This window comes from Massilia sp. LC238, from assembly GCF_000735635.1.
Classification (GTDB): Bacteria; Pseudomonadota; Gammaproteobacteria; order Burkholderiales; family Burkholderiaceae_D; genus Telluria; species Telluria varians.
Window position 1 is genome coordinate 184,826 of the sequence record NZ_JNNN01000083.1, and the last position, 22,993, is coordinate 207,818.

21 protein-coding genes are annotated in these 22,993 nt (G+C 67.8%); 7 read left to right on the forward strand and 14 right to left on the reverse strand.

Translation table 11 applies throughout. From position 1 onward, the window contains the following. Nucleotides 1–32: 32 nt before the first annotated feature. Nucleotides 33–2,537 (forward strand): TonB-dependent siderophore receptor, encoded by a 2,505-nt coding sequence (locus FG94_RS25595; RefSeq protein ID WP_036217604.1) that lies wholly within the window; start codon nt 33–35, stop codon nt 2,535–2,537. Nucleotides 2,538–2,588: 51 nt separating this feature from the next. On the opposite strand, the gene FG94_RS25600 is transcribed toward FG94_RS25595, so the two are convergent. The 3 genes from FG94_RS25600 to FG94_RS25610 are packed head-to-tail and all read right to left on the reverse strand — an operon-like array spanning nt 2,589 to nt 5,266. After that, nucleotides 2,589–3,392 (reverse strand): hypothetical protein, encoded by an 804-nt coding sequence (locus FG94_RS25600; protein ID WP_036217607.1) that lies wholly within the window; start codon nt 3,390–3,392, stop codon nt 2,589–2,591. 3 nt (nt 3,393–3,395) lie between these two features. Next, nucleotides 3,396–4,100 (reverse strand): hypothetical protein, encoded by a 705-nt coding sequence (locus tag FG94_RS25605; RefSeq protein ID WP_036217608.1) that lies wholly within the window; start codon nt 4,098–4,100, stop codon nt 3,396–3,398. Continuing rightward, a complete protein-coding gene (locus FG94_RS25610) occupies nt 4,100–5,266 on the reverse strand; it encodes a sialidase family protein (RefSeq protein WP_081926209.1) in 1,167 nt (388 codons plus the stop codon). Before FG94_RS25610 ends, FG94_RS25605 begins: the two co-directional genes overlap by 1 nt. A 287-nt stretch (nt 5,267–5,553) precedes the next feature. Here FG94_RS25610 and FG94_RS25615 point away from each other — a divergent pair, with 287 nt between their 5' ends. Together FG94_RS25615 and FG94_RS25620 are read left to right on the forward strand one after the other, a co-directional pair. Next, a complete protein-coding gene (locus FG94_RS25615; RefSeq protein WP_036217612.1) occupies nt 5,554–6,660 on the forward strand; it encodes a sensor histidine kinase in 1,107 nt (368 codons plus the stop codon). Then, nucleotides 6,657–7,448 carry a LytTR family DNA-binding domain-containing protein gene (locus tag FG94_RS25620; protein ID WP_036217615.1) on the forward strand — a complete coding sequence of 264 codons (792 nt, stop codon included), beginning with the start codon at nt 6,657–6,659 and terminating at the stop codon, nt 7,446–7,448. Before FG94_RS25615 ends, FG94_RS25620 begins: the two co-directional genes overlap by 4 nt. An 18-nt stretch (nt 7,449–7,466) precedes the next feature. On the opposite strand, the gene FG94_RS25625 is transcribed toward FG94_RS25620, so the two are convergent. Then, complete coding sequence (locus FG94_RS25625; RefSeq protein WP_307188132.1) at nt 7,467–7,784, reverse strand: hypothetical protein; 318 nt, start codon at nt 7,782–7,784, stop codon at nt 7,467–7,469. Nucleotides 7,785–7,870: 86 nt separating this feature from the next. Here FG94_RS25625 and FG94_RS25630 point away from each other — a divergent pair, with 86 nt between their 5' ends. Next, on the forward strand, nt 7,871–9,253 hold the full coding sequence (locus FG94_RS25630) for a PLP-dependent aminotransferase family protein (RefSeq protein WP_036217751.1): 1,383 nt from the start codon (nt 7,871–7,873) through the stop codon (nt 9,251–9,253). Between the two features lie 48 nt (nt 9,254–9,301). Here FG94_RS25630 and FG94_RS25635 read toward each other — a convergent pair whose 3' ends face one another. Together FG94_RS25635 and FG94_RS25640 are read right to left on the reverse strand one after the other, a co-directional pair. Next, nucleotides 9,302–9,865 carry a hypothetical protein gene (locus FG94_RS25635; RefSeq protein WP_036217618.1) on the reverse strand — a complete coding sequence of 188 codons (564 nt, stop codon included), beginning with the start codon at nt 9,863–9,865 and terminating at the stop codon, nt 9,302–9,304. A gap of 113 nt (nt 9,866–9,978) precedes the next feature. Then, on the reverse strand, nt 9,979–10,536 hold the full coding sequence (locus tag FG94_RS25640; RefSeq protein WP_036217620.1) for a cysteine hydrolase family protein: 558 nt from the start codon (nt 10,534–10,536) through the stop codon (nt 9,979–9,981). A 101-nt stretch (nt 10,537–10,637) separates the two neighbouring features. On the opposite strand from FG94_RS25640, the gene FG94_RS25645 reads away from it, so the two are divergent. Both FG94_RS25645 and FG94_RS25650 read left to right on the forward strand, forming a co-directional pair. Beyond that, complete coding sequence (locus FG94_RS25645; protein WP_036217623.1) at nt 10,638–11,438, forward strand: ferritin-like domain-containing protein; 801 nt, start codon at nt 10,638–10,640, stop codon at nt 11,436–11,438. An 8-nt stretch (nt 11,439–11,446) separates the two neighbouring features. Beyond that, nucleotides 11,447–13,831: a DNA polymerase II gene (locus FG94_RS25650; RefSeq protein ID WP_036217627.1), complete on the forward strand. Its 2,385-nt coding sequence runs from the start codon at nt 11,447–11,449 to the stop codon at nt 13,829–13,831. A 114-nt stretch (nt 13,832–13,945) separates the two neighbouring features. Here FG94_RS25650 and FG94_RS25655 read toward each other — a convergent pair whose 3' ends face one another. The 8 genes from FG94_RS25655 to FG94_RS25690 all read right to left on the reverse strand — a co-directional run bounded on the left by FG94_RS25655 (nt 13,946) and on the right by FG94_RS25690 (nt 22,485). After that, the gene (locus FG94_RS25655) at nt 13,946–15,448 is read right to left on the reverse strand and encodes a tripartite tricarboxylate transporter permease (RefSeq protein WP_036217630.1); all 1,503 of its coding nucleotides are present in this window, start codon (nt 15,446–15,448) and stop codon (nt 13,946–13,948) included. Nucleotides 15,449–15,451: 3 nt separating this feature from the next. After that, nucleotides 15,452–15,928 (reverse strand): tripartite tricarboxylate transporter TctB family protein, encoded by a 477-nt coding sequence (locus FG94_RS25660; protein WP_036217633.1) that lies wholly within the window; start codon nt 15,926–15,928, stop codon nt 15,452–15,454. 90 nt (nt 15,929–16,018) lie between these two features. Beyond that, a complete protein-coding gene (locus tag FG94_RS25665; RefSeq protein WP_036217636.1) occupies nt 16,019–17,002 on the reverse strand; it encodes a tripartite tricarboxylate transporter substrate binding protein BugD in 984 nt (327 codons plus the stop codon). A 329-nt stretch (nt 17,003–17,331) separates the two neighbouring features. Continuing rightward, complete coding sequence (locus FG94_RS25670) at nt 17,332–19,653, reverse strand: xanthine dehydrogenase family protein molybdopterin-binding subunit (RefSeq protein WP_036217639.1); 2,322 nt, start codon at nt 19,651–19,653, stop codon at nt 17,332–17,334. After that, the gene (locus FG94_RS25675; protein ID WP_036217642.1) at nt 19,650–20,672 is read right to left on the reverse strand and encodes a xanthine dehydrogenase family protein subunit M; all 1,023 of its coding nucleotides are present in this window, start codon (nt 20,670–20,672) and stop codon (nt 19,650–19,652) included. The genes FG94_RS25670 and FG94_RS25675 overlap by 4 nt, the downstream gene beginning before the upstream one ends. Then, nucleotides 20,669–21,196, reverse strand: coding sequence for a (2Fe-2S)-binding protein (locus FG94_RS25680; RefSeq protein WP_036217645.1), 528 nt, complete (start codon nt 21,194–21,196; stop codon nt 20,669–20,671). Before FG94_RS25680 ends, FG94_RS25675 begins: the two co-directional genes overlap by 4 nt. A 99-nt stretch (nt 21,197–21,295) precedes the next feature. Beyond that, nucleotides 21,296–22,081: a DUF2145 domain-containing protein gene (locus FG94_RS25685; RefSeq protein ID WP_036217648.1), complete on the reverse strand. Its 786-nt coding sequence runs from the start codon at nt 22,079–22,081 to the stop codon at nt 21,296–21,298. Continuing rightward, entirely contained in the window at nt 22,081–22,485 is a 405-nt protein-coding gene (locus FG94_RS25690) for a hypothetical protein (RefSeq protein ID WP_036217651.1), read from the reverse strand. The genes FG94_RS25685 and FG94_RS25690 overlap by 1 nt, the downstream gene beginning before the upstream one ends. Before the next feature lie 232 nt (nt 22,486–22,717). Here FG94_RS25690 and FG94_RS28675 point away from each other — a divergent pair, with 232 nt between their 5' ends. Then, a complete protein-coding gene (locus FG94_RS28675) occupies nt 22,718–22,981 on the forward strand; it encodes an SIP domain-containing protein (protein ID WP_036217654.1) in 264 nt (87 codons plus the stop codon). Nucleotides 22,982–22,993: the final 12 nt, after the last annotated feature.

Below are 22,993 nucleotides of genomic sequence, written 5' to 3' on the forward strand. Positions count from 1 at the left end.
GGTAAGAACCTATAACAAGAGGAAAACCCAAGATGCAGAAACACGACACCAAAAAGACGGTCCTGGCCCTTGCCATCGCTTCCTTGTTTACCGGCGCCCACGCGCAGGACGCCGCGACGGGAACGCCTGCGGCAAGCGACCCGGCGACTGCCGCCACGGTGGTGGTCACCGGCACCCGCGTGGCCAACCGTACCGCCCTGGATACCGCCGCGCCGGTCGACATCATCTCGTCGGAGACGCTGAAGAACGTCGGCACCACCGAAATGAACCAGGCCCTGTCGATCGCGCTGCCTTCGCTGAACTTCCCGCGCCCGGCCATCACCGACGGCACCGACACCATCCGTCCCGCCACCCTGCGCGGCATGGCGCCCGACCAGACCCTGGTGCTGGTGAACTCGAAGCGCCGCCACGCATCCTCGCTGGTGAACGTGAACGGCTCGATCGGCCGCGGCTCGGCGGCGGTGGACATGAACACCATCCCGACCGCGATCGTGAAAAGCGTCGAGGTGCTGCGCGACGGCGCCGCCGCCCAGTACGGGTCGGACGCGATCTCGGGCGTGGTCAACCTGCGCCTGCGCACCGACCGCGAAGGCGGCGAAGCGAGCGTCACCTATGGCGCGCGCAAGACCGAATACGAACTGTGGAACGACGTCGCTCCCGCAGGGGCCACCTGGACCGCGCCGGCCAAGCGCGAACGCACCGACGGCCAGACCGGCACCGTCAGCATCTGGAAGGGGCTGGCCCTGGGCGAGACCGGCCACCTCACGCTCGCCGGCGAATACAAGAAGCAGGAGCGCACCGAGCGCAGCGGCTACGACATGCGCCAGCAGTACCCGCGCCTGGCGGGTGGCGCTTTCGACCCGCGCGAACTGACCATCAACCGCTTCAACGCCTGGTACGGCGAGCCGGAGATGGAGCAGGTGACCTTCTTCGCGAATGCCGGCAACGACCTGGGCGGCGGCGTCAAGCTGTACGGCTGGGCGAGCTACCAGAACCGCTTCGCGCGCTCGGGCGGCTTCTTCCGCCCGGCCCAGGATGCGCGCAACATCCCCTCGATCTATCCTGACGGCTTCCTGCCGATCATCGCGCCGACCGTTAACGACTTCTCCGCCACCGGCGGCGTTACCTGGCAGGCCGGCAGCTGGGACATGGACGCCTCGCTCGGCTACGGCAGGAACAAGATGGAGTACGACATCGAGAACACGCTGAACCGCTCGATCGGCCCGAGCAGCAAGCGCACGTTCTATGCCGGCGGCTACGCCTACGACCAGTTGGTGTTCAACCTGACCGGCGTGCGTTCGCTGGAGGTGGCGGGCTTTGCCTCGCCGCTGAACATCGCGGTCGGCACCGAGGCGCGCCGCGAAGGCTACGAGCTGTTCGCGGGCGAGCCGGATTCCTGGCACGCCGGCCCCGAGATCCTGCCGAACGGCACCCCGGCGGCGCCGGGCGCCCAGGTGTTCCCGGGCTTCCGCCCGTCCAACGAGGTCGATGCGCACCGCAGCGCGATCGGCGCTTTCGTCGACCTGGAAGCGAACATCACGCCGCAGTTGCTGGCCTCGGTGGCGGTGCGCGGCGAGCACTACACCGACTTCGGCAACAGCCTGGTCGGCAAGCTCTCCGGCCGCTATGATTTCAGCCGCGCCTTCGCCTTGCGCGGCGCCGTCCAGAACGGCTTCCGCGCGCCCTCGCCGCAGCAGCAGAACTTCACCGCGACCTCCACCAATTTCATCAACGGCGTGCCCTTCGAGATCACCACCTTCCGCCCGACCGACCGGGTGGCCGTGGCGCTGGGCGCCAAGCCGCTCGAAGCGGAAAAATCGGTGAATGCCTCGCTCGGCGCGGTCTTACGATTCGATCCATTCAGCATCACCGTCGACGCCTACCGCATCGACATCGAGGACCGTATCATCCTGTCCGAGAACCTGACCCAGGCGAACGTACGCAACTACATCATCTCGCAGGGGATCACGGGCGTGGGCGGCGGTCGCTTCTTCATCAACGGCGTCGATACCCGCACCCAGGGCGTGGACGTGGTGGTGAGCTGGCCGATGAAGACCGCCAATGCCGGCAACTTCGACTTCACGGTGGCCGGCAACTTTACCGATACGGAGGTGACCAAGGTGCCGGTGACGGCGCAGCTGAGCGCCCTGAACCCGGCGCCGGTGCTGTTCGATCGCCTGAATGTGCTGTCGCTGGAGAAGGGCCAGCCGGCGAACAAGCTGAGCGCGAACGTGAACTGGAAACTGGGACAGTGGGGCGCGACCTTCCGTGCGACCCGCTACGGCAAGGTGCTGTCGCCGGGGACCACCGCGGCGCTGGACTTCTGGATGGATCCGAAGACCCTGGTCGACATCGAAGCGCGCTATGCGTTCACGCCGAAACTGAGCCTGGCTTTGGGTGCGGACAACCTGTTCGACCAGTATCCGGAGACCCAGCCGCCGGCGTTGAACACCACGGGCAACACCCCGTTCGCGAACTATGCGCCGTTCGGACGGGCAGGGCGCTTCATCTACGCCCGCATGAACTACGGCTTCTGAGCCGTGGACGGCCGGGCGGCGATGCCGCCCGGCCGATTGGTACAGAATCGATCAGCCGACCATGGCGCCGGCGCCCGCGCTCAGCATCCAGCCATTCATCAAGAGGAACAGCATCCACAGCGCGAACAGCGTCGACACGCGGCGCATGTCGGCCGGGTTCTCGAACAGCGGTGCGCGCTTGTATGCCACGCCCACGAAATAGGCGCCGAACACGGTCGCCATGTAGTGCACCGCGCCGAACATCTCGCCCAGCTCGCCCTTGCGCGGGTGGTCGACCAGCAGGTGCGACAGCGCCACCAGCACCAGGTAGGGCACCGAGGCCGACAGCGGCGGCAGGTACAGGCCCATCTTCTCGACCCAGTCCTGCACGCCCGGCTTGAAGCGCGCCACCAGCGGCAGGATCAGGTTGTGGACCATGCCGGTGATGAAGATCAGCTTGAGCAGCACGTTCTTGTGCAGGCTGCCGTCGCCCACGGCCAGGTTGTGGATGTTGGTCTCGCCCTGGCGGTTATTCTGCAGGAAGAATTCCGAGGACTGGATGTTCAGGATGCGCTGGAACCAGCTGATCTCTTCCATCGCGGCCAGCGCGCACAGCAGGCTCAGGCCGCCGAGGGTCAGCAATTCCATGGCGCCGCGGTCGCTGCGCTTGAGGCGTTCGAAGAACGCGAAGCCGAGCAGGCCGGCCAGCGCCATGAAGCACAGGAACTGCATCCATTCGACGATGCCGTCTTCCACCAGCAGGCGGTCCATGCTGGCCGGGTTGCCCGCCAGGACCACCGCGAGCAGCAGCACGAATGCGTTGATGACGATCCCGGTGGCGATGACGGGATGGAGATACCACTTCTTGTTTGCCACAGACTACTCCTTCATTGATGAAATCGGTTCGGCGCCGGCAGGATGCAGCACCGGCAGCTCCGCTTCGGCGCTGGCCAGCACTCGGCGCGCGCGGGCGCGCAGCAGGACGCGCAGGGCGGCGCCCAGCAGGGTGACCAGGGCCCAGCCCCACAGCAGCGGGTCGAGCAGCGCATCCCACAGGTTCCCGCTCGGCAGCCGCGCGAACGAGAACAGGGCCAGGGCGCCCAGGATCGCGGCGGTTTGCAGGGGGAAGCGGCCGCGCGTGGCGGCCAGCGCGCAGATGGCGGCCAGCAGCACCGCGGCCAGCGCCGCGCGGCCGCCGAAGCCGGCGTAATAATAGCCGCCCGCGATCAGGCCGAAGGCGTCGAGGTAGAGCAGCAGGCCGGTCACGGCGAGCGCCGCCGCCAGCGGCACCGGCAGCGCGGCCGGGACCGGACCGGAAGCCTTGCGCCAGCGCGCATGCAGCTTGAGCAGGCACAGGCCGGCCAGCAGGGCGCTCGGATACTGGAAGGCCAGGCCCAGGTGCCAGGCCGGCGAGGCGGTGCCCGGCAAGGCCATCAGCAGCAGGCAGGCTGCCAGGGTGGCGCCCAGCGCGCGCCGCGGCAGGCGCCAGGATGCGGGCCACAGGCCGACCAGGACGGCGGCCAGCACCAGTGCCCACGCCAGGCGGGCATACACGAACTGCAGCGAAAGATCGGGCAGGGTCACTAGGTGGTCTCTCCAATGCTGATCCGGTACCGGTGATGCGCGATCGCCTGGCGCTGGAAGGTATACGTGATGTGCAGTTCGCCGCCGACCTGCTGCATGGTGGGATAGGAAAACTCGTCGCCCTTGCCGCCGCTGGCCACGTCGGCCACGGTGCGCCAGGTGTGGCCGTCTTTCGAGAGCGACAGGCGCAGCAGGCTGCGCGAGCCGCCGCCGGGGGCGATATGGTTGTGCAGCATCAGGAATTCGCCATTGGCCAGGCGCAGCACCGCCATCGAGGTGTTCTCGTTGGTCAGGTCCAGGGCCGGTAGGTCTTCCCAGCTGGCGCCGCCGTCGCGGCTGCGCGCATGCTGCACGCGGCGCTCGTCGCTCGCGTCGCGCATCCAGGCGCGCACCTCGGTAGTGGAGACCGGGACGATGGCCGGCTGCAGCGTGGTGGTACGGGTCCCGATGCGCCCCAGGCCGGTGGGCTCGCCGTCCGGGCCGAAGGCCATCATCATCGGGTACTTGATGCCGATCTCGAAATACACCGGCAGCCACCAGCCGCCGTCGACCAGTCCCACCGCGTTGGTGCGCACCAGCACGCTGGTATTGAACAGCGGCGACATCGGCAGCACGCGCTTCATGGCGAAGCTGGCCCCTTCGTCGACGGAGACCAGGTGGACCACGCGCGACGCCGCCCAACCGCCCAGGCCGGTGGCCACCACGTACAGGTGGATCCGGCCGTCCGGGCCGGTCCAGGCCACCGGGTTGCCGATGCGGCGCACGCCGTAGCCGAGGGCCTTGCCGAGCGTTTCGCGGCTGGCCACCATCCAGGGCTCGCCCCATTTGCCGTTCTGCCATTGCGAGGCATAGACCTTGACGTCCGGTCCGCTCTCGCGGCTGCCGGCCCACCAGAAAGTGATCAATCGGTCGCCGGGCAGCGTCGCCATCGCGCTGGCATGGGCCGAGGGCGTATTGCGCGGCATCGGGATCAGGGAGCGCGACAGTTCGGACAGGGCCACCCGTCCCGGCACCACGGCCTGCACCGTGGAAGGGGCGGCGGCGGCCCGGGCGCGGCTCCAGCGCACCGTCTCGGCGCAGGCGATGGCCAGCACCACGGCGGCGCAGGCAATGGCGGTACGGCTGCGCGTCATCTTCATCTTGCGCGCGTGCGGGGATCGTTCCATACACTCCCGACGAGCCGGGCTGGGCCGGTTCGCGACACTGGTTATCGTATTGATGAGCTGCGGGGTAATAGCCGGCTGGGCTGTACCGAGCAAAGGCGCTATCCTACAGGAAAGGAGGCGCTGGTGACATATCCGCAGGGCCATTTCGCGGGGGCCAGGCGACAATCCGGTCGACCGGCAGGCCGGTTCACGGTATCGAAATGCGGGTTCATCGCTCCCGTCTTGCCGAGACGGCATCGGCTGGGCAGAATGCTGGTCAATCTGATAACCCACCGAAGCGAGGCCGCATGACCAGCTCCATCCTTTCCCTTGCGCCGGCGCCGGCGGCCCCGCCGGACAGCTTCGGCGCCAGGCTGTTGCGCGACCTGCGGATGGCCGTCGTGTTCGGCGTGCTGGCGGCGGTGATCATCACGCTGGTGGTCGGCCGGCCCGAAACCTTGTACGAACAGCTCGCGTATTCCTGCTTCATCTCGGTGCTGGGCTTTGCCATCGTCGACACGGCGCGCCTGCTGTTCTGGCCGGGGCCATTGCAGGAGCGGCGCCAGTGGCTGGCGCTGGCCGGCGTCGCGGCCCTGGCGGCGCCGCTGGCCCACTTCAGCGGCGTGCAGGTGATCGGCCGTCTGCTCGAACACAATCCTCCCGACCTGGCCGGCTACGCCACGCTGCCGCGCCTGAGCCTGGCTGCCTTGACCTTCCTGCTGCTGTGCGCGGGCATGGTGCTGGCGGCGCACCGCGAGGGGCTGCGGCGGGCCGAGCAGGAACACCACGCGGCGCGCCTGCGTGCCGAAACCGTCGAACGCCAGGCCCTGCAGGCACAGCTGCGCCTGCTGCAGGCCCAGATCGAACCGCACATGCTGTTCAATACGCTGGCCAACCTGCAGGGACTGATCGCGATCGACCCGGACCGCGCCAACACCATGCTCGACCAGCTGATCCAGTACCTGCGCGCCACGCTGGGCGCCGCGCGCTCGGAAAGTACCACGCTGGCCGATGAATTCGCCGCCATGGACGCCTATCTCGGCCTGATGCAGGTGCGCATGGGCGAGCGCCTGTCCTACCGGCTGGAGCTGCCGCCCGCGCTGCGCGCGGCGAAACTGCCGCCGATGCTGCTGCAGCCCCTGGTCGAGAACGCGATCGTGCATGGACTCGAACCGAAGATCGAGGGCGGCGAAGTCCGGATTTCGGCCGAGGCGCGCGACGGCCTGCTCGACCTGCGCATCCTCGATACCGGCCTGGGCCTCGGCCACTCCAGCCACGGCGGCGGCGGGGTCGGCGTCGCCACCACCCGCGAACGCCTGCGCGTGCTGTACGGCGAACGCGCCGGCGTCCTGATCACGCCGGCACAGCCGCAAGGCACCCTTGTCCGCCTTACTTTACCTTTGGAGACCGCATGAGCATCCGCGCGCTGATTGCAGAAGACGAACCGATCCTGGCCGCGACCCTGGCCCGCCTCCTGGACAAGCTGTGGCCCGAACTGGAGATCGTCGCGACCGCCCCGAACGGCGTGGCCGCGGTGGAGCAGGCACTGGCGACCCGCCCCGACGTGCTGTTCATGGACATCAAGATGCCCGGCCAGACCGGTATCGAGGCGGCCGAGGAACTGGCCGAGCGCTGGGAAGGACCAGCGCCATTCCCGCACGTCGTGTTCGTGACCGCCTACGACGATTACGCGGTGCAGGCCTTCGAGCAGGCGGCGGCCGACTATGTGTTGAAACCGGTGAACGAGGCGCGCCTCGCCCGCACGGTCGAGCGCCTGCGGGGCATGCTGGGGCGCCGCCAGGAAGAGGAGGGGAGCGATCCGCTCGCGGATCTGGTCGGCCGCCTGCAGGCGCTGATGCCGTCCGCCCCGGCCCCGGAACGCTTGATGATCGTGCGCGCGGCGGTCGGGAACATGGTGCGCATGATTCCGGTGGCCGATGTGGTGTACTTCCAGGCGACCGACAAGTATGTAAACGTGGTCACGGCGGAGAGCGAAGCGCTGATCCGGGTGCCGCTCAAGGAACTGCTGCCTCAGCTCGACCCGGACACCTTCCGCCAGGTCAATCGCAGCACCGTGGTGAACCTGGGCTGCGTGGCCAGCGCCGGGCGTGATTCGATGGGCAAGGTGATGCTCAACCTGCGCAACCGGCCCGAGAAGCCGCGCGTGAGTCCGGTGTACGCCCACCTGTTCCGCCAGATGTAGGGCGGCGCCTGCACGCCCTCAGGGCATGCTCAGGTCCAGGCCGAGCGTCCTGGCAAGGAAGAAGGTGGCCAGGCCAAGGATGAGGAGCAGCACCAGGAAGAGGGCCGCCAGCTTGCCGGCGGCGCGCAGCACCGCGCGCTTCTCTTGCTGCTTGTCCTGGTTCTTTTCCCCTTGATCGTAATGCCACTTGACGGCGTAGAACATGCCGATGCCTAGCACGACAAACTTGAATACATAGAATACTACTGGGGTCCATTCCATATTTTTGAGCGGCTGCATCCGGCGCTTCATTGCCGAATAGTGATGAGAGAGGAGAAAAAGCGCGGCGACTGCCATGCAAGGATGGTGTTGCCGGACGTTCTGAGGCATTCTACTTAAAAACAATATCCATACATTGAGACAAAATGTCCCAGTTGAGATCCATGCAAGATGAAGTTTTGCCATCCTGGCTGCCGCGCCTGACCGGGAACAAAGGGCCACGTTTCCTGCAGATCGCGGACGCCCTGCAGGCGGCGGTGGCCGATGGATCGCTGAAACCGGGCGACCGTCTGCCTCCCCAGCGCCAGTTGGCGGCGCAGTTGGACGTCGACCTGACGACGGTCACGCGCGCCTACGACGAAGCCAGGCGCCGTCACCTGCTGGAAGGGCGCGGCGCGCGCGGCACCTATGTCGCAGCGCCGAAAGTCGAACTGACAGCGATCCTCGACCTGAGCATGAATACCCCGCCGCCGCCGGATGGCGTGGACTTCGGCGAGCTGTTGAAGCAAGGTCTATCGCAAGTGCTAATGCGGGCAGAGAATGCGTCGCTGATGACTTACCACCTGGGCGGGGGAAGCGACTCCGACCGCAAGGCTGGCGCCGCATGGCTCGAGCCCATGTTCGGAACGCTGGATCCGGGGCAGCTCGTCGTCTGTCCGGGTGCGCAAGCGGCGATTGCCGCATTGATCCTTGCGCTGACGGAGCCGGGCGACGTCATCCTGGCGGAGCCCGTGACCTATCCCGGCCTGCGCGCCGCAGCGACCCAGTTCGGCCGGCGCCTCATTGCGGTGGAAGCAGACCAGCACGGGATGCTGCCCGAGATGCTCGAGGGAGCCTGCCGCCAGCACAAGCCTGGGCTGGTCTACCTCAATCCGACTTTACAGAACCCGACCGCCATCACCATGCCGGAACGCCGGCGCAAGGCGCTTGCCGGCATCGCGCAAGCTTGCGATGTACGCATCGTCGAGGACGATCCCTACTGGCTCCTCGCCGATGCCCCGCCGCCGCCGATCGCCACGCTTGCTCCGGAACAGGTGGTCTACATTTCCACCCTGTCGAAATGCCTGACGCCTGGTTTGCGTGTCGCGTTCGCGCTGGTACGCGATCGGCAAGAGCGGGAACGCTTCCTGGCCGCGCTCAGGTCATTTGCGCTGATGGTCGCGCCCTTGACGGCCGCACTGGCCACCCAGTGGATCCTCGACGGTTCGGCCGGCGGATTATTGGCAGGCGTACGCAGGGAAGCGCGCCTGCGCCACCGGATGGCGCGCGATATTCTTGCCGGGCGCTACAGTGGCGCCGGCGACGGCTTGCATGTATGGCTCGAGTTGCCCGCATACTGGAACTCCGCGCAGCTTGCGCGTGCGGCCGACAGCGAGGGCATTGCGGTCACGCCGGCGGAGGCATTCGCAACTGACGGTGGTTCCGCGAATGCGATTCGGATTTCCCTGGGCAGCATCCAGGACCGTGGACGCCTGCAGGCGGGGCTGCAGCGGCTGTCTCATCTGCTGGCGCGGCGGCCTGAGCCGTTCAGCGCTGCCGTGGTTTAATTCGATGCGCTCGCAGCCCGTGCGCGGTGTCGCGCAGTTCTATTCTGCCTAGGGCAGGCCAGCCCCGCGCACCCGCCCGCCGCGCGCCAGCCGCAGCACGGCGCCAAACACCAGGTGCACGGTAAACGCGCAGGCCGCGATGGTCGAGGCCACCAGCACCGGCAGCACGGCGCCGAAGGCGAAGCTCATGCCCAGCGCGAAGCCGAGCACGTATTCGGCACGCCAGGCGCCCGCGCACACGGCCGCGGCAAAGGCGCCGAAGAAGATCCAGGTCACGGACGGGTGTCCGAGCGTGAAGGCCAGCGCCAAGGCCCCGGCCCACAGCAAGGCGACGGCGAAGCGGGCGCGGGCGAGGGTGCGGAAACGCTCGCGGCTACCGATTTGCACCAGGGTGGCGGCGCGGCGCTGGATGCGACCCACCAGGAACCAGACCAGCAGTGGCACGACCAGCAGCCCCCACCAATTGGAGACGGCGGGCAGTTCCGGGTTGTTCAGCAGGTGGTGCGCCGGCACGCCGCCGTGGCTGTATTCCCAGCCGAGGTGGAGGACCTCAGCGGCCAGGGCGGACGTGGTGAGGATGAGGCGGGACTGCAGGTCAGGACGGGCGAACATGGCACGCTTCCTTTGCGGTGGGCCTGGCGATGGACGGAACGTCCGGCCTGCCAGTGTAGCAAGCCTGACCGGCTTGCCACAATGTCATACGGGTAGAGTGTGGCCTTGACGACTCAGTCGAGCAGCCGCAGGACGTCGGCGGTCGTCACGATGCTTGCGTACTCTCCCGACAGGTTCGCCAGCGACATCGCATGCACCTCGTCGGCGCTGCGCAGCGCACCGGCATGGTCGTGGCGGGCGAAGGTGAAGCAGGCGTCTGCCGCCACGCTCACCTGAAAACCGAGATTGCCGGCGCTGCGCACGCTGCATTCGACCGAGATGTTGGTGCTGACGCCCGCCACCACCAGGCGCTCGATGCCGCGCACCCGCAGCCAGCGTTCCAGCCCCGTGAGAATGAAGGCGTCCGGGACGTTCTTCTCGACCACGTGCTCGCCCTGGCGCGGTGCGAACACCGGCTGGAAGGCGGCGCCCGGCTGCCCTGGAGCGAAGCCCGAGCCTGGTGTGCGCGAGATGTGGCGCACGTGCACCACCGGTGCCGCGCGTGCGCGCCATGCGTCCAGCAGCGTATCGATGTTGGCCTCGGCCTGCGGGTTGTTGCGCGCGCCCGCATCCGGGCTGGCCATGCATTGCTGCATGTCGATGATCAGGAGGGCGGGGTGCTCGTGGCGCATGGGGGGCTCGGGTCGATGGCGATGCCATCATGGTAACCCAGCCGATGGCCGCCTGCCGGCTTTGGTACACTAGCGCTTTTCGATCTACCCAAGGCTTGATAATGGCGCAACCGCTGGAGCTACGCGCATGCGCTCTGCAATCCCTGCTCGAGACCGATCCCGCCGCCAAGAGCGCGGGCGTGGCGGCAATGCGCGCCGCGCACCGGCTTGGCGAGTGGCGCGTCGACGCCGACGCCACCCTGGACGCGCCCGCGGGCATCCCCGGCCGTCCGGCGCGCCCCGAACTGGTGCCGCCGCGGCTGGTCGGCCGCCGCTCGATGGCGACCGTGGAGGGACGCGCCATGCTGGTCCACGCGCTCGCTCATATCGAGTTCAACGCGGTCAACCTCGCGCTCGACGCGCTGTGGCGCTTCCCCGGCATGTCCCAGGACTACTACACCGACTGGTTGCGCGTAGCCGGCGAAGAAGCCCTGCATTTCAACATGCTGTGCGGCCACCTGGCCACGCTCGGCTACGCCTACGGCGACTTCCCGGGCCACGACAGCCTGTGGGAGATGGTGGAAAAAACCCGCGACGACGTGTTGGCGCGCATGGCCCTGGTGCCGCGCACGCTGGAAGCGCGCGGGCTCGACGCGATCCCGCCGCTGCGCGCCAAGCTGGCCCAGGCCGGCGACCTGGAGGCCGCCGCCATCCTCGACGTGCTGCTGCGCGACGAGGTCGGCCACGTCGAGATCGGCAACCGCTGGTACCTCCACCTGTGCGCTCTGCGCGGACTGGAGCCGGTGTCCACCTACGGCCAGCTGACCGTGCGCTACAAGGCGCCGGTCCTGAAAGGGCCTTTCAATATCGAGGCGCGGCGCCAGGCGGGCTTCAGCGAAGCGGAGCTGGCGCGCTTCACCTAGACCCGGGCATGGATTCCACACCACTGCAGGGCTTCCTGCTGACCCGTCACTGGCGCGATGTCGGCAACGGCAGCGATGCCGGCCTCGAGGTCGAGTTCTGGCTCGCCACCGAACTAGGACCGCGGCGCGTGCGCCTGGCGCCGCAGACCCCGGTCGCCTTTCTTCCGCTGGAACAGCGCGAGGCCGCTGAACTGGCGCTGCACGGCGAGAGGAAGGGCTGGGAACTGCGCGAGCTGTCGCTGTGCGACTTCCACCACCGTCCGGTGCTCGGCCTGTACTGCCGCCAGTACCGCCAGCTGCTGCGGCTGGAAAAGCGCCTGCGCGAGTTCGGGGTCGCCGTCTACGAGGCCGACGTGCGCCCGCCCGAACGCTACCTGATGGAGCGCTTCATCACGGCGCCGGTGCTGGTGCACGGCACCCCGGATGCGGACGATCCTCTCCTCATCCGCGACGCCCAGCTCAAGCCGGACGGCGACTATCGTCCGCAGCTGCGCATGGTCTCGCTCGATATCGAGACCAACCAGCACGGCGAACTGTACTGCATCGGCCTGGAGGGCTGCGGCCAGCGCCAGGTCTACATGCTGGGCGAGCCCAACGGGGCGCCACGGGAACTGGACTTCGCACTGGAGTACTGTGTGAGCCGTGCGGAGCTGCTCGACCGTCTCGAAGAATGGATCCGCGTGCACGACCCGGACGCGATCATCGGCTGGAACGTGATCCAGTTCGACCTGCGCATGCTGGCGCAGGCGGCCGAACGCCTGGGACGGCCCTTGCGGCTGGGGCGCGACGGCAGCGCCATCGAGACCCGCGAGCACGGGCGCTCCGAGCATTTCTTCGTGTCGATCGCGGGCCGCCTGGTCATCGACGGCATCGAGGCGCTGCGCTCGGCCACCTACAGTTTTCCTTCGTTCAGCCTGGAATCGGTGTCGCAAAGCCTGCTGGGCGAAGGCAAGGCGATCGACAACCCGTACAGCCGGATGGACGAGATCAACCGCATGTTCGCCGAGGACAAGCCGGCGCTGGCCTTCTACAACCTGAAGGACTGCGAACTGGTCACCCGCATCTTCGAAAAGACGGAGCTGGTCCGTTTTCTGCTCGAGCGCGCCAGCGTCACCGGGCTGGCGGTGGACCGCAGCGGCGGCTCGGTGGCGGCCTTCGAGCACCGCTACATGCCGCTGATGCACCGCCAGGGTTTTGTCGCGCCCAACATCGGCGACGTGGCGGCGGACGACAGCCCGGGCGGCTTCGTGATGGATTCGCGCTCCGGCCTGTACGACTCGGTGGTGGTGCTCGACTACAAGAGCCTGTACCCGTCCATCATCCGGACCTTCCTGATCGATCCGGTGGGCCTGGTGGCCGGCCTGGCCGAGCCCGAAGAGCAAACCGTGCCGGGCTTTCGCGGCGCGCGCTTCTCGCGAACGCGCCACTGCCTGCCGGGCATCGTGCGCCAGGTGTGGGAAGGGCGCGAAGCAGCCAAGCGCGAGCGCAACGCGCCGCTGTCGCAGTCGCTCAAGATCATCATGAACGCCTTTTACGGCGTGCTCGGGACCACCGCCTGCCGCTTCTTCGACCCGCGCCTGGCCTCGTCGATCACGATGCGCGGGCACGAGATCATGCACCGCACCCGGGCGCTGATCGAGGAACAGGGCTACGGGGTGATCTACGGCGACACCGACTCCACCTTCGTCTGGCTCGGCGGCCCGCACGCGCAGGAGGACGCGGAGCGCATCGGGCGCGCGCTGGTCGACCACGTCAACGGCTGGTGGCGCGAGCACCTAGAGGCCGATTACGGCCTCGACTCGCACCTGGAACTGGAATTCGACACCCACTACGCGCGCTTCCTGATGCCCACCGTGCGCGGCTCGGACGAAGGCAGCAAGAAGCGCTACGCCGGCCTGGTGCTGAACGCCGACGGCAGCGAAGAGGTGGTGTACAAGGGGCTGGAGACGGTGCGTACCGACTGGTCGCCGCTGGCGCAGCGGTTCCAGCAGGAGCTCTACCTGCGCGTGTTCAAGGGCCAGCCCTACGAGGCCTGGGTGGCCGACTACGTGGCGCGCACGCTGCGCGGGGAGCTGGACGAACTGCTGGTCTACCGCAAGCGCCTGCGCCGTCCGCTCATTGAATACGAGCGCAACGTGCCGCCGCACGTGCGCGCGGCGCGCATGGCCGACGATTTCCATACCGCCCAGGGGCGGCCGGCGCAATACCGGCGCGGCGGCTGGATCCGCTACGTGATGACCACGGCGGGGCCGGAACCGCTGGAGCTGCGGCGCTCGGCCATCGACTACGAACACTACCTGACGAAGCAGCTCGAGCCGATCGCCGACGCGATCCTGCCTTTTCTGGGCGACAGTTTTGCGCGGCTGACCAGCCCGCAGGGTGCGCTGTTCTGACAAAAAAATGCCGCCCCGAGGGGCGGCATCCGCATCGCTATTTCCTTGCCGTACTCGCTCGGCGGTACAAGCATGCCGAACGAGCGGGCGCGATGTCGCGCATCGATAAGGTAATCACTCTTCCTGGAACGCTTCCTCGCGCTTCTTGCGCAGCGCCGGCAGCATCACGATGATCAGCGCGATGGCCGCCATGGCCAGCATGGTGGCGCTGATCGGGCTGCGCAGGAAGACCATCGGGTCGCTGTGCGAGAGCAGCAGCGCGCGGCGCAGGTATTCCTCCATCATGGGGCCGATGATGTAGCCGAGCAGCATCGGCGCCGGTTCCGCACCCAGCTTGGCGCAGATGTAGCCGAACAGGCCGAACAGCGCCATGAGCCAGATGTCGAACTCGTTGTTGTTCAGGCTGAACACGCCGATCGCGCAGAACATCAGGATGGCCGGGTACAGGCGGTGGTAGGGGACCAGGATCATCTTGACCCACAGGCCGATCATCGGCAGGTTCAACACCACCAGGAACAGGTTCCCGAACCACATCGACACGATCAGGCCCCAGAACAGCGCCGGCTGCTCGGTCATCACGGCGGGACCCGGCTGGATGCCCTGGATGATCATCGCGCCGATCATCAGCGCCATCACCGGGTTGGACGGGATGCCGAGCGTGAGCATCGGGATGAAGGAGGTCTGGGCGCCGGCATTGTTGGCCGCTTCCGGCGCCGCCACGCCTTCGATCGCGCCCTTGCCGAAGTTCTTGGCGTTGGGCGAGACCTTCTTCTCGATCGAGTAGGCCGAGAACGAGGCCAGCATGGCGCCGCCACCCGGCAGGATGCCGAGCGCCGAGCCGAGGAAGGTGCCGCGCAGGACCGGCGCGAGGATGCGCTTGAAGTCGTCCTTGCTCAGCATCAGGCCCTGGACCTTCTTCATCAGCACGTTGCGGTCTTCGCCGTGCTCGAGGTTGCGGATGATCTCGCCGATGCCGAACATGCCCATCGCGACGATCACGAAGTTGATGCCGTCGGCCAGTTCCGGCTTGTCGAAGGTGTAGCGCTGCGCGCCCGAGTTGACGTCGGTGCCGATCAGGCCGAGCAGCAGGCCCAGGATCACCATGCCGATCGCGTTGAGCAGCGAGCCGCTCGCCAGCACCACCGAGGCCACCAGGCCCAGCACCATCAGCGAGAAATACTCGGCCGGGCCGAACTTCAGCGCCAGGTCGGCCAGCGGCGGCGCGAACAGGGCCAGCAGGATGGTGGCGACGGTGCCGGCGAAGAAGGAACCGATCGCCGCGGTGGCCAGCGCCTTGCCGGCCTGGCCGTTGCGCGCCATCTTGTAGCCGTCGAGCGCGGTCACGACCGAGGACGATTCGCCCGGCAGGTTGACCAGGATGGCGGTGGTCGAGCCGCCGTACTGGGCGCCGTAGTAGATACCCGCCAGCATGATCAGGGCCGAGACCGGCGGCAGGCCGAAGGTGGCCGGCAGCAGCATGGCGATGGTGGCGATCGGGCCCAGGCCCGGCAGCACGCCGACCGCGGTGCCCACAAAAACGCCGACCAGGCAGTAGAACAGGTTGGTCAGGGTGAAGGCCGTCTCGAGGCCCAGTCCCAGGTTGGTAAAGATCTCCATGTCTTACGCCCCTCCCAGCCAGGGGCCGACGATCGGCATGGGCAGGCCGAGCAGCTTCACGAACAGCAGCACGGCGAAGATGGCCAGGCCGACGGCGAGCAGCAGCGCGCCTTTCAAACTGAACTGCTTGCTGGCGAAGGAACTCAGCATGACCAGCACGAAGGCGGCGGCGGCCAGGCCGGCGCCGCGCATCAGGATGCCGAACAGGATCACCGCGCCCAGGATGATGACGATGTCCTTGATGTGGAAGGTACCGATCGCGTCATGCGCTTCGGAGCGGCGGCCGATGAAGGCGCGGATGATGCCGGCCAGGCCGACGACGGACAGCAGGCCGCCCAGGACGGTCGGGAAATAGCCCGGACCCATGCGGCCGGCGCTACCCATCTCGTTGTCCCCGATGAGGGCGATGGCGGCAAGGCCGAAACACAGGAAGATGATGCCGATCCAGAAATTCTTCGGATGGCGGACGATGGAAGCCACTGCGAACCCCTTGTTGCTTGTTGTTGTGTGGTAGCGAACGGGCTGCGCGGGATCGATTCCCGCACAGCCTGCCGCGTTTGCGCTGCGCGATCAGTCGGCGTACTGGCCGGCCTTGGTGATGATCGGGCCCCAGCGGTCGATCTCCGCCTTCAGGTGGGTGCGCAGGGCTTCCGGCGTCGCGCGCTTGTCCGCCACCGGCTCGGTGCCGAGGTCGGCGAAGCGCTGCTTGACGGTCGGGTCTTTCAGGGCGGTGCGCAGGGCGTTCGACAGGGTGTCGACGACCGGCTTCGGGGTGCCCTTCGGTGCGTACATGCCGTGCCACACGGCCACTTCGAAGCCCGGCAGGCCGGCTTCGCTCATGGTCGGCACGTTCGGCATCGAGGCCAGGCGCTGCTTGGTGGTCACGCCGTAGACCTTGACCTTGCCGCTCTTGATCTGGCTGGTGGTGTTGGTGGTCTGGTCGCACATCAGGTCCACCTGGCCGCCCAGCATGTCGTTCATGGCCGGGCCGGTGCCCTTGTACGGAACGGTGGTCAGGTCGACGCCGATGGCGGTCTGGAACAGCATGCCGCACAGGTGCGAGGCCGAACCGAGGCCGGCGTTGGCATAGGTGACCTTGGACTTGTTGGCCTTCACGTAGGCCAGCAGTTCCTTGAAGTCCTTGGCCGGGAAGTCCTTCTTGGCGATCAGCGTCATCGGCACGTCGGTGACCAGGCCGACCGGCTCGAAATCGGTCATCGCGTTGTAGCTCAGCTTGCGGTACAGGCTTGGGGCGGTCGAGTGGCCGATGTGGTGCAGGAAGATGGTGTAGCCGTCCGGCGCGGCCTTGGCCACGCGCGCCGCACCGATGGTGCCGCCGGCGCCGCCGACGTTCTCGACGATGATCTGCTGTTTGAGGGTATTGCCCATCGACTGGGCCACCAGGCGCGCCACGGTATCGGTCGGTCCGCCGGCGGCGAACGGCACGATCATCGTGATGGTCTTGGTGGGATAGTTCTGGGCTGAAGCGCTGGTGGCGACTGCGGCGCCCAGCAGGGCAATGGCCGCGACGGTGCGCAGGAATGTGGTTTTCATCGGTGTCTTCCTCTAACCTCGGTTTTCTTGGTTTATCAGTATGGGCGACGCAGGAACAGCCACGATGCAGGCCACGACGAATCCAGCCAGCTTGCATGGAGCGCGTGCATACGCAAGACTGGTTTTACCAGTAAATAGATAGATTTGCAACTACGTGGAAACCCGTATGGCGAGTCGGAAAAGATGCGGAACAATGTCGGAAAAACGCCGGAATGCGACCCGCGCCCCCATGCATGGCGCATGAGGGGAACCGCCAGCCGGCGTCGTGTTGACGAAATACTACGCTTGCCGATGCGCGCGCCCGCCGTGACGGGCGCGGCAGGGAGGTGTTACTGCGCCTGCTTCGGCTCCGGCACCGGAATCTCGTGCTCGCCCAGCAGCACCTTGTCCGGGGTGATCGGCGTGCCGCGCAGGCGCCTGCCGGTGGCGTGAAAGATCGCATTGCTGATCGCCGCCGACACCGACACGAGGCCGATCTCGCCCACGCCCTTGGCGCCGAGCTGCTCGCTGACGATGCGGTCATCCTCGTCGGCGAAGATCACCTCGACTTCGTGCACGTCCGCGTTCACCGCCACGTGGTACTCCGCGTAGTTGTGGTTCATGAAGCGCCCGAAGCGGTGGTCGGTGAAGCTTTCCTCGTGCAGCGCCTGGCTGATGCCCCACACCACGCCGCCGATCACCTGGCTGGCGGCGGTCTTGGCGCTGATGATGCGGCCCGCCGCCACCGCGTTCACGACGCGCGTCACGCGCACGATGCCCAGTTTCTCGTTGACCCGCACCTCGCAGAACACCGCCGAGTGCACGGCGCGGGTGTACTTGCGCTGCTTGAGCATCGAAGGCTTCATGAAGAACTTTTCCTCGACCCGATCGACGCCGCCGGCCGCCAGCACCTCGCGCAGCTGCATGGCGGTCTCGGGACGGTTGCGCAGGCGCAGCGTGCCGTCGGCGAATTCCAGGTCCCGGGTGCGCGCCCTGGCAAGCGGCGAGCCCGGCATGGCCTTCGCCATCTTGATCAGGGTTTTCTTGAGCTTGTCGCAGGCGCCGTGCACGCCGCTGCCCACCGTCGACACGTGCGAGGAGCCGCCCTCGACCGGCGCGAAGGGCAGGGTCGAGTCGCCCAGCTGGAAGGTCACCCGCTCCATGGGCAGGCCCAGCGCTTCTGCCGCGATCATCGACATCACCGTGTAGGTGCCGGTGCCGATGTCCGAGGCCGCGCTGCTCACCACCAGGCGTCCGTCGGCGTGCAGCACGGCGCTCACGCGCGCCAGCATCACCAGGGAGTCCCACATGCCGGTGGCCATGCCCCAGCCGATCAGTTCCTCCCCGTCGCGCATCGAGCGCGGCTCGATCGGGCGGTCTTGCCAGCCGAAGCGCGCGGCGCCCTTGTCGTAGCACTGGCTCAGCTCCTTGGTGGAGTAGGGCTTGTCGTCCATCGGGTTGCGGTCGGCATAGTTCAGGCGCCGCAGTTCCAGCGGATCCATGCGCAGCTTGTAGGCCAGTTCGTCCATCGCCACTTCCAGCGCGTGCATGCCGTGCGCGGCGCCGGGCGCGCGCATGTCGATCGGCGAATGGCGGTCGTGGGCCACCAGCTTGTAGCCGAGCTTGATGTTGTCGCAGGCATACAGCTGGCCGGACCAGTTGACGACCACCTCGACATAGTCTTCCAGGCGCGAGGTCTCGTGGATGGCCTCGTGCACGATCGCCTGCAGCTTGCCCTCGTTGTTGGCGGCCAGCTTTACCTTCTGCCAGGTCTCGGGGCGGTGGCCGAAGCTGAACATCTGCTGGCGCGTCAGGACCACCCGCACCGAGCATTTCAGCTTGAGCGCCGCCATCACCGCCAGCGGCAGCTGGTACTGCGGGCGCAGGCCGGAACCGAAGGCGCCGCCCACGTAGGGATTGCGCACGGTGACCTTCTCCTTCTTGATGCCGAAGGCGCGCGAGACGTACCAGCGGTTGTTCTGCGAGCTCTGGGTCTTCTCGTAGATCGTCAGGTGGCCGCCATCGCCGTAGACCACGGTGGTGGCGTGCATCTCCATCGGGTTGTGGTGCTCGACGCCGTGGTAGAACTGTGACTCGATCTTCACGTCGGCGGCGTCAAAAGCCTTGTCGGCGTCGCCGGTGGAGCTGGGCGGCGTGAAGCCGGCCTTCAGGGCGCGCGGCTTGTAGGCCTGGTCGAGCGAGGCCAGCAAGTCGGTCTCGTGCGCTTCTTCCTCGTAGCTCACTTCCACCAGCTGGGCCGCGTGGCGCGCCGCCTCGAAGGTCTCGGCCACCACCAGCGCGACCGGCTGGCCGCTGTAGAAGATGCGGTCGCTGAACAGGGGCCGGAACGGCGAGCCGCCCGGCGCCGTCATGTCCTTGTAGGCCAGGTCCCATGAGCGGACCTTGGGCCGGTTGAGGTGGGTGAGCACCTCCACCACGCCGGGCGTGGCCAGGGCGGCGCGGGTATCGATTGACTTGATGCGGCCGCGGGCGACGGTGCCGCTCACCACCACGCCGTAGCGCAGTCCCTCGGCCTCGTGCTCGGCCGCGTATTTCGCTTCGCCGGTCACCTTGGCGCGGCCGTCGATGCGCGACACCGGCATGCCGCTGCGGACCCGGCCGGTGCCGTCGGGCGCGGTCGGGGTGCGCAGTTCTGGAATCAGGTCGGTCATTGTTGCTCTCCTCGGTGTTCACCCTTCGCGTACTCGGTGCCGCGCGTGGCGGTGGTCAAGGCCTGCTCGATGGCGTTGCGCGCCAGCGTGAGCTTGTAGTCGTTCTGGCCGTGGCCCTTGGCGCCGCGCAGGACGATGTCGGCGGCGGCGCCGAAGGCGTCCGGGCCGGGCGCCTTGCCCTCGAGGGAAGCTTCGGCTTCCTCGACCCGCCACGGCTTGTGGGCCACGCCGCCGAGCGCGATGCGGGCGGCGCGGATCTTGCCGCCGTCGAGGTCGAGCGCGGCGGCCACCGACACCAGCGCGAACGCATACGAGAGGCGTTCGCGCACCTTCAGGTAGGTGGAGTGGGCGGCGAAGCGCCCGGCGTCGGGCAGCGCGATGTGGGTGACCAGCTCTCCGGCTTCCAGGGTGTTGTCGAGCTCGGGACGCTCGCCCGGCAGGCGGTGGAAGTCCGCGAACGGGATCGCGCGCGCGCCGCCCTGCGATCGCACGTGGACCACGGCGTCGAGCGCGCGCAGGGCCACGCACATGTCGGAGGGGTGGGTGGCGATGCAGTGCTCGCTGGTGCCGAGGATCGCATGCAGGCGGTTCAGGCCGTCCTTGGCGGGACAGCCGCTGCCCGGTTCGCGCTTGTTGCAGGGCGTGCCGACGTCGTAGAAGTAGTAGCAGCGGGTGCGCTGCAGCAGGTTGCCGCCGTTGGTGGCCATGTTGCGCAGCTGCGGCGAGGCGCCGGCCAGGATGGCGGCGCTCAGCAGCGGGTAGCGTTCGCGTACAAGGGGGTGGTAGGCGGTATCGGCGTTGCGCGCCAGGGCGCCCAGGCGCAGGCCGCCGCCCGCATCTTCCTCGATCCGGTCGAATCCCAGACCATTGATGTCCACCAGCTCGCCGGGGTGCGTCACGCCTTCCTTGATCAGGTCGAGCAGGTTGGTCCCACCCGCGATCGGACGCACGCCCGGCATCGCCAGGCGGGCCAGCGCGGCGTCCACGTCGCTGGCCTGGGTAAAGGTGAACGGGTTCATGCGAGCACCGGACCGGTTGTGAAAGGCTTTTCGCCTTCGCCGGGCTTGCCCTCGACGCCCATCACCTGCATCACCGCCTGGGTGATCTGCGGATAGGCGCCGCAGCGGCACAGGTTGCCGCTCATGAGTTCGCGCACGTCGTCGACGCTCCTGGCCTGGCCTTCGGCGATCAGCCCGGCCGCTGAGCACAGCTGCCCGGGTGTGCAGTAGCCGCACTGGAAGGCATCGCAGTCGATGAAGGCCTGCTGCAGCGGATGCAGTTCCTCGCCCTTGGCCAGGCCCTCGACCGTGGTGACCTCATGGCCGTTGTGCATCACCGCCAGGGTCAGGCAGGAATTGATGCGCTTCCCGTCCAGCAACACTGTACAGGCGCCGCACTGGCCGTGGTCGCAGCCTTTCTTGGTGCCGGTGAGGGCCGCGCGTTCGCGCAGCAGGTCGAGCAGCGTCACCCATGCGCCGACCGCGAACTCGCGGTCTTGCCCGTTGATGCGCAGCCGGATCGGGTATTCCTGGTAGTGGTCCATGGCCGTCCCTTCGTAGAATTCTTGAGCGAAGCCACGACCTTAACCGCCAGCCTGATCCTGTTCGGTTAGTTCACGCACGTATGACCGTGCCGGACCGCTTCAATCGATGGTCATGGTCCTGGCCTGCGGGTCGACCATGCGAACCATCCGGACCACGGCATCGGTGCTGACCGTGTCGATTTGCCCGGCCATGCGGCGCTCATAAGGGTGGTCGTCGAAGGCCACGTTGGCGCGGAACATGCGGGCGCCCAGGCGCACCGCCGCCGGCACCTCGACCGTGGGCGGCTGGAAGCCGATCGAACGCAGCCATTTCTGGGCCTCGAGCCGGGTCTCGACCTGGCCGGGCGGGGCGGCCGCGGCGGCCAGGGTCTCGAGCACCCACTGGTTGGAATTCTGGTACCTGGTCGAATATACATAGGACAGCATGTTGTACTTCGGCTCGTGCAGGCGCACCGGCGTGCGGGTGCCGGCCAGCTTCGCCAGCTTCTCCTGCAGCGCGGGACCGGGAATCACCAGCTGGGTTTCGTGGCGGTACAGGTCGGTGAGGAAGAAGTTGCCCATGCCTTCGTCGTACAGGCCCGAGACCGCGCTGCCGCAGTCGTTCAGCGCGTGCACCACGGTCCAGCGTCCCTTCGGATGGTCGCGCACCGCGATGCCCATGTGCGAGTAGCGCAGGCGGTAGCGGCTCACGTCCTGGCCGGCGCGCGAGACCAGGGCGACCTGGGCACCGCTGGCCTCCAGGGCCTGCACCGTGCGCTGGGCCAGGTCCATCGACAGCACGACTTCGTGGGCGGCGAGCGGGCGCTCCTCGCAGGGCTGGCCGGCCCTGGCGGGGACGGCGACGGCCAGGGCCAGCAGGGCGGCGCCGAACAGGCGGCGGTCCATCAGCCGGCCCTCGAATGGTGCAGCAGGGCCTTGCCCGCTTCGTTCGGGAGGAAGGCAATCGCCTTGCCCGACATCACCAGGACGTAGCCGGTCGACGCCGTCACCACTTCCAGCGCGGTGCCGGCGGCCAGCGAGACGCCGGCGGCCGCCCGGCCGGACAGGCGCACCTTGGCGCGGCTGGCGTCGGCGGCGCCCTCGAGCACGACTTCGAGGCCGTCGCCGACCGTCCTGACGCTGGCCACCACGACGCTGCCGGTGGCAGCCAGGGTCAGGAGGGAGCCGCCGACGACCACGCCGGACAGGTTGGCGCTGGCATTCGACAGTTCCGACTGGCCCGCACGGCCGGCCGCATGGGTAGCGCCGCAGGCGAGGCCGAGCAGGGCGGCGAAGAGGAGGCGTTTCATGTTGATCTCCGTAATGAATGTGGGGGCATCATCCGTAGCAGAGGGGCTTCGTGCAAGGACGCCGCGCGAAGTAGCATCGGCTTGCCTTTTCGGTATCGGACTGCGATACCGCAGCCTGCCGGCGCGGAATCTGAACGTTGTGCGTCCGTAGCCTGTCCAATTCCCATCGGGGTTCGGGAGACGCGGCGATGGCGGGCGGTAGCGGGGTGCCGCGGATGATGCCCCCAAAGTCATGCCGGAGATAATTCGCGCGGCGTCCTGGGGGTGGTGGGGTGGCGGGGGGGGGCGGTGGCGGCGGGCGGGGGAGGGGTGTGCGTGGTTGGGCGGCGAGGCCGGGGCCGGCAGGGAGGGTCGGAGGGGGCTGGTGGAGGAGAAGGGCATGGCGACAGAGGCGAGGCGCGTCTGTGCATACTGGGGGCAAGGGGGGGGCGACGACCGCGGGCATCTCGGGTGGGCCGGCCCAGCCCGATGGAAAACGCTGGCTAAATGCGTGTGAAGGGTCGCGCGG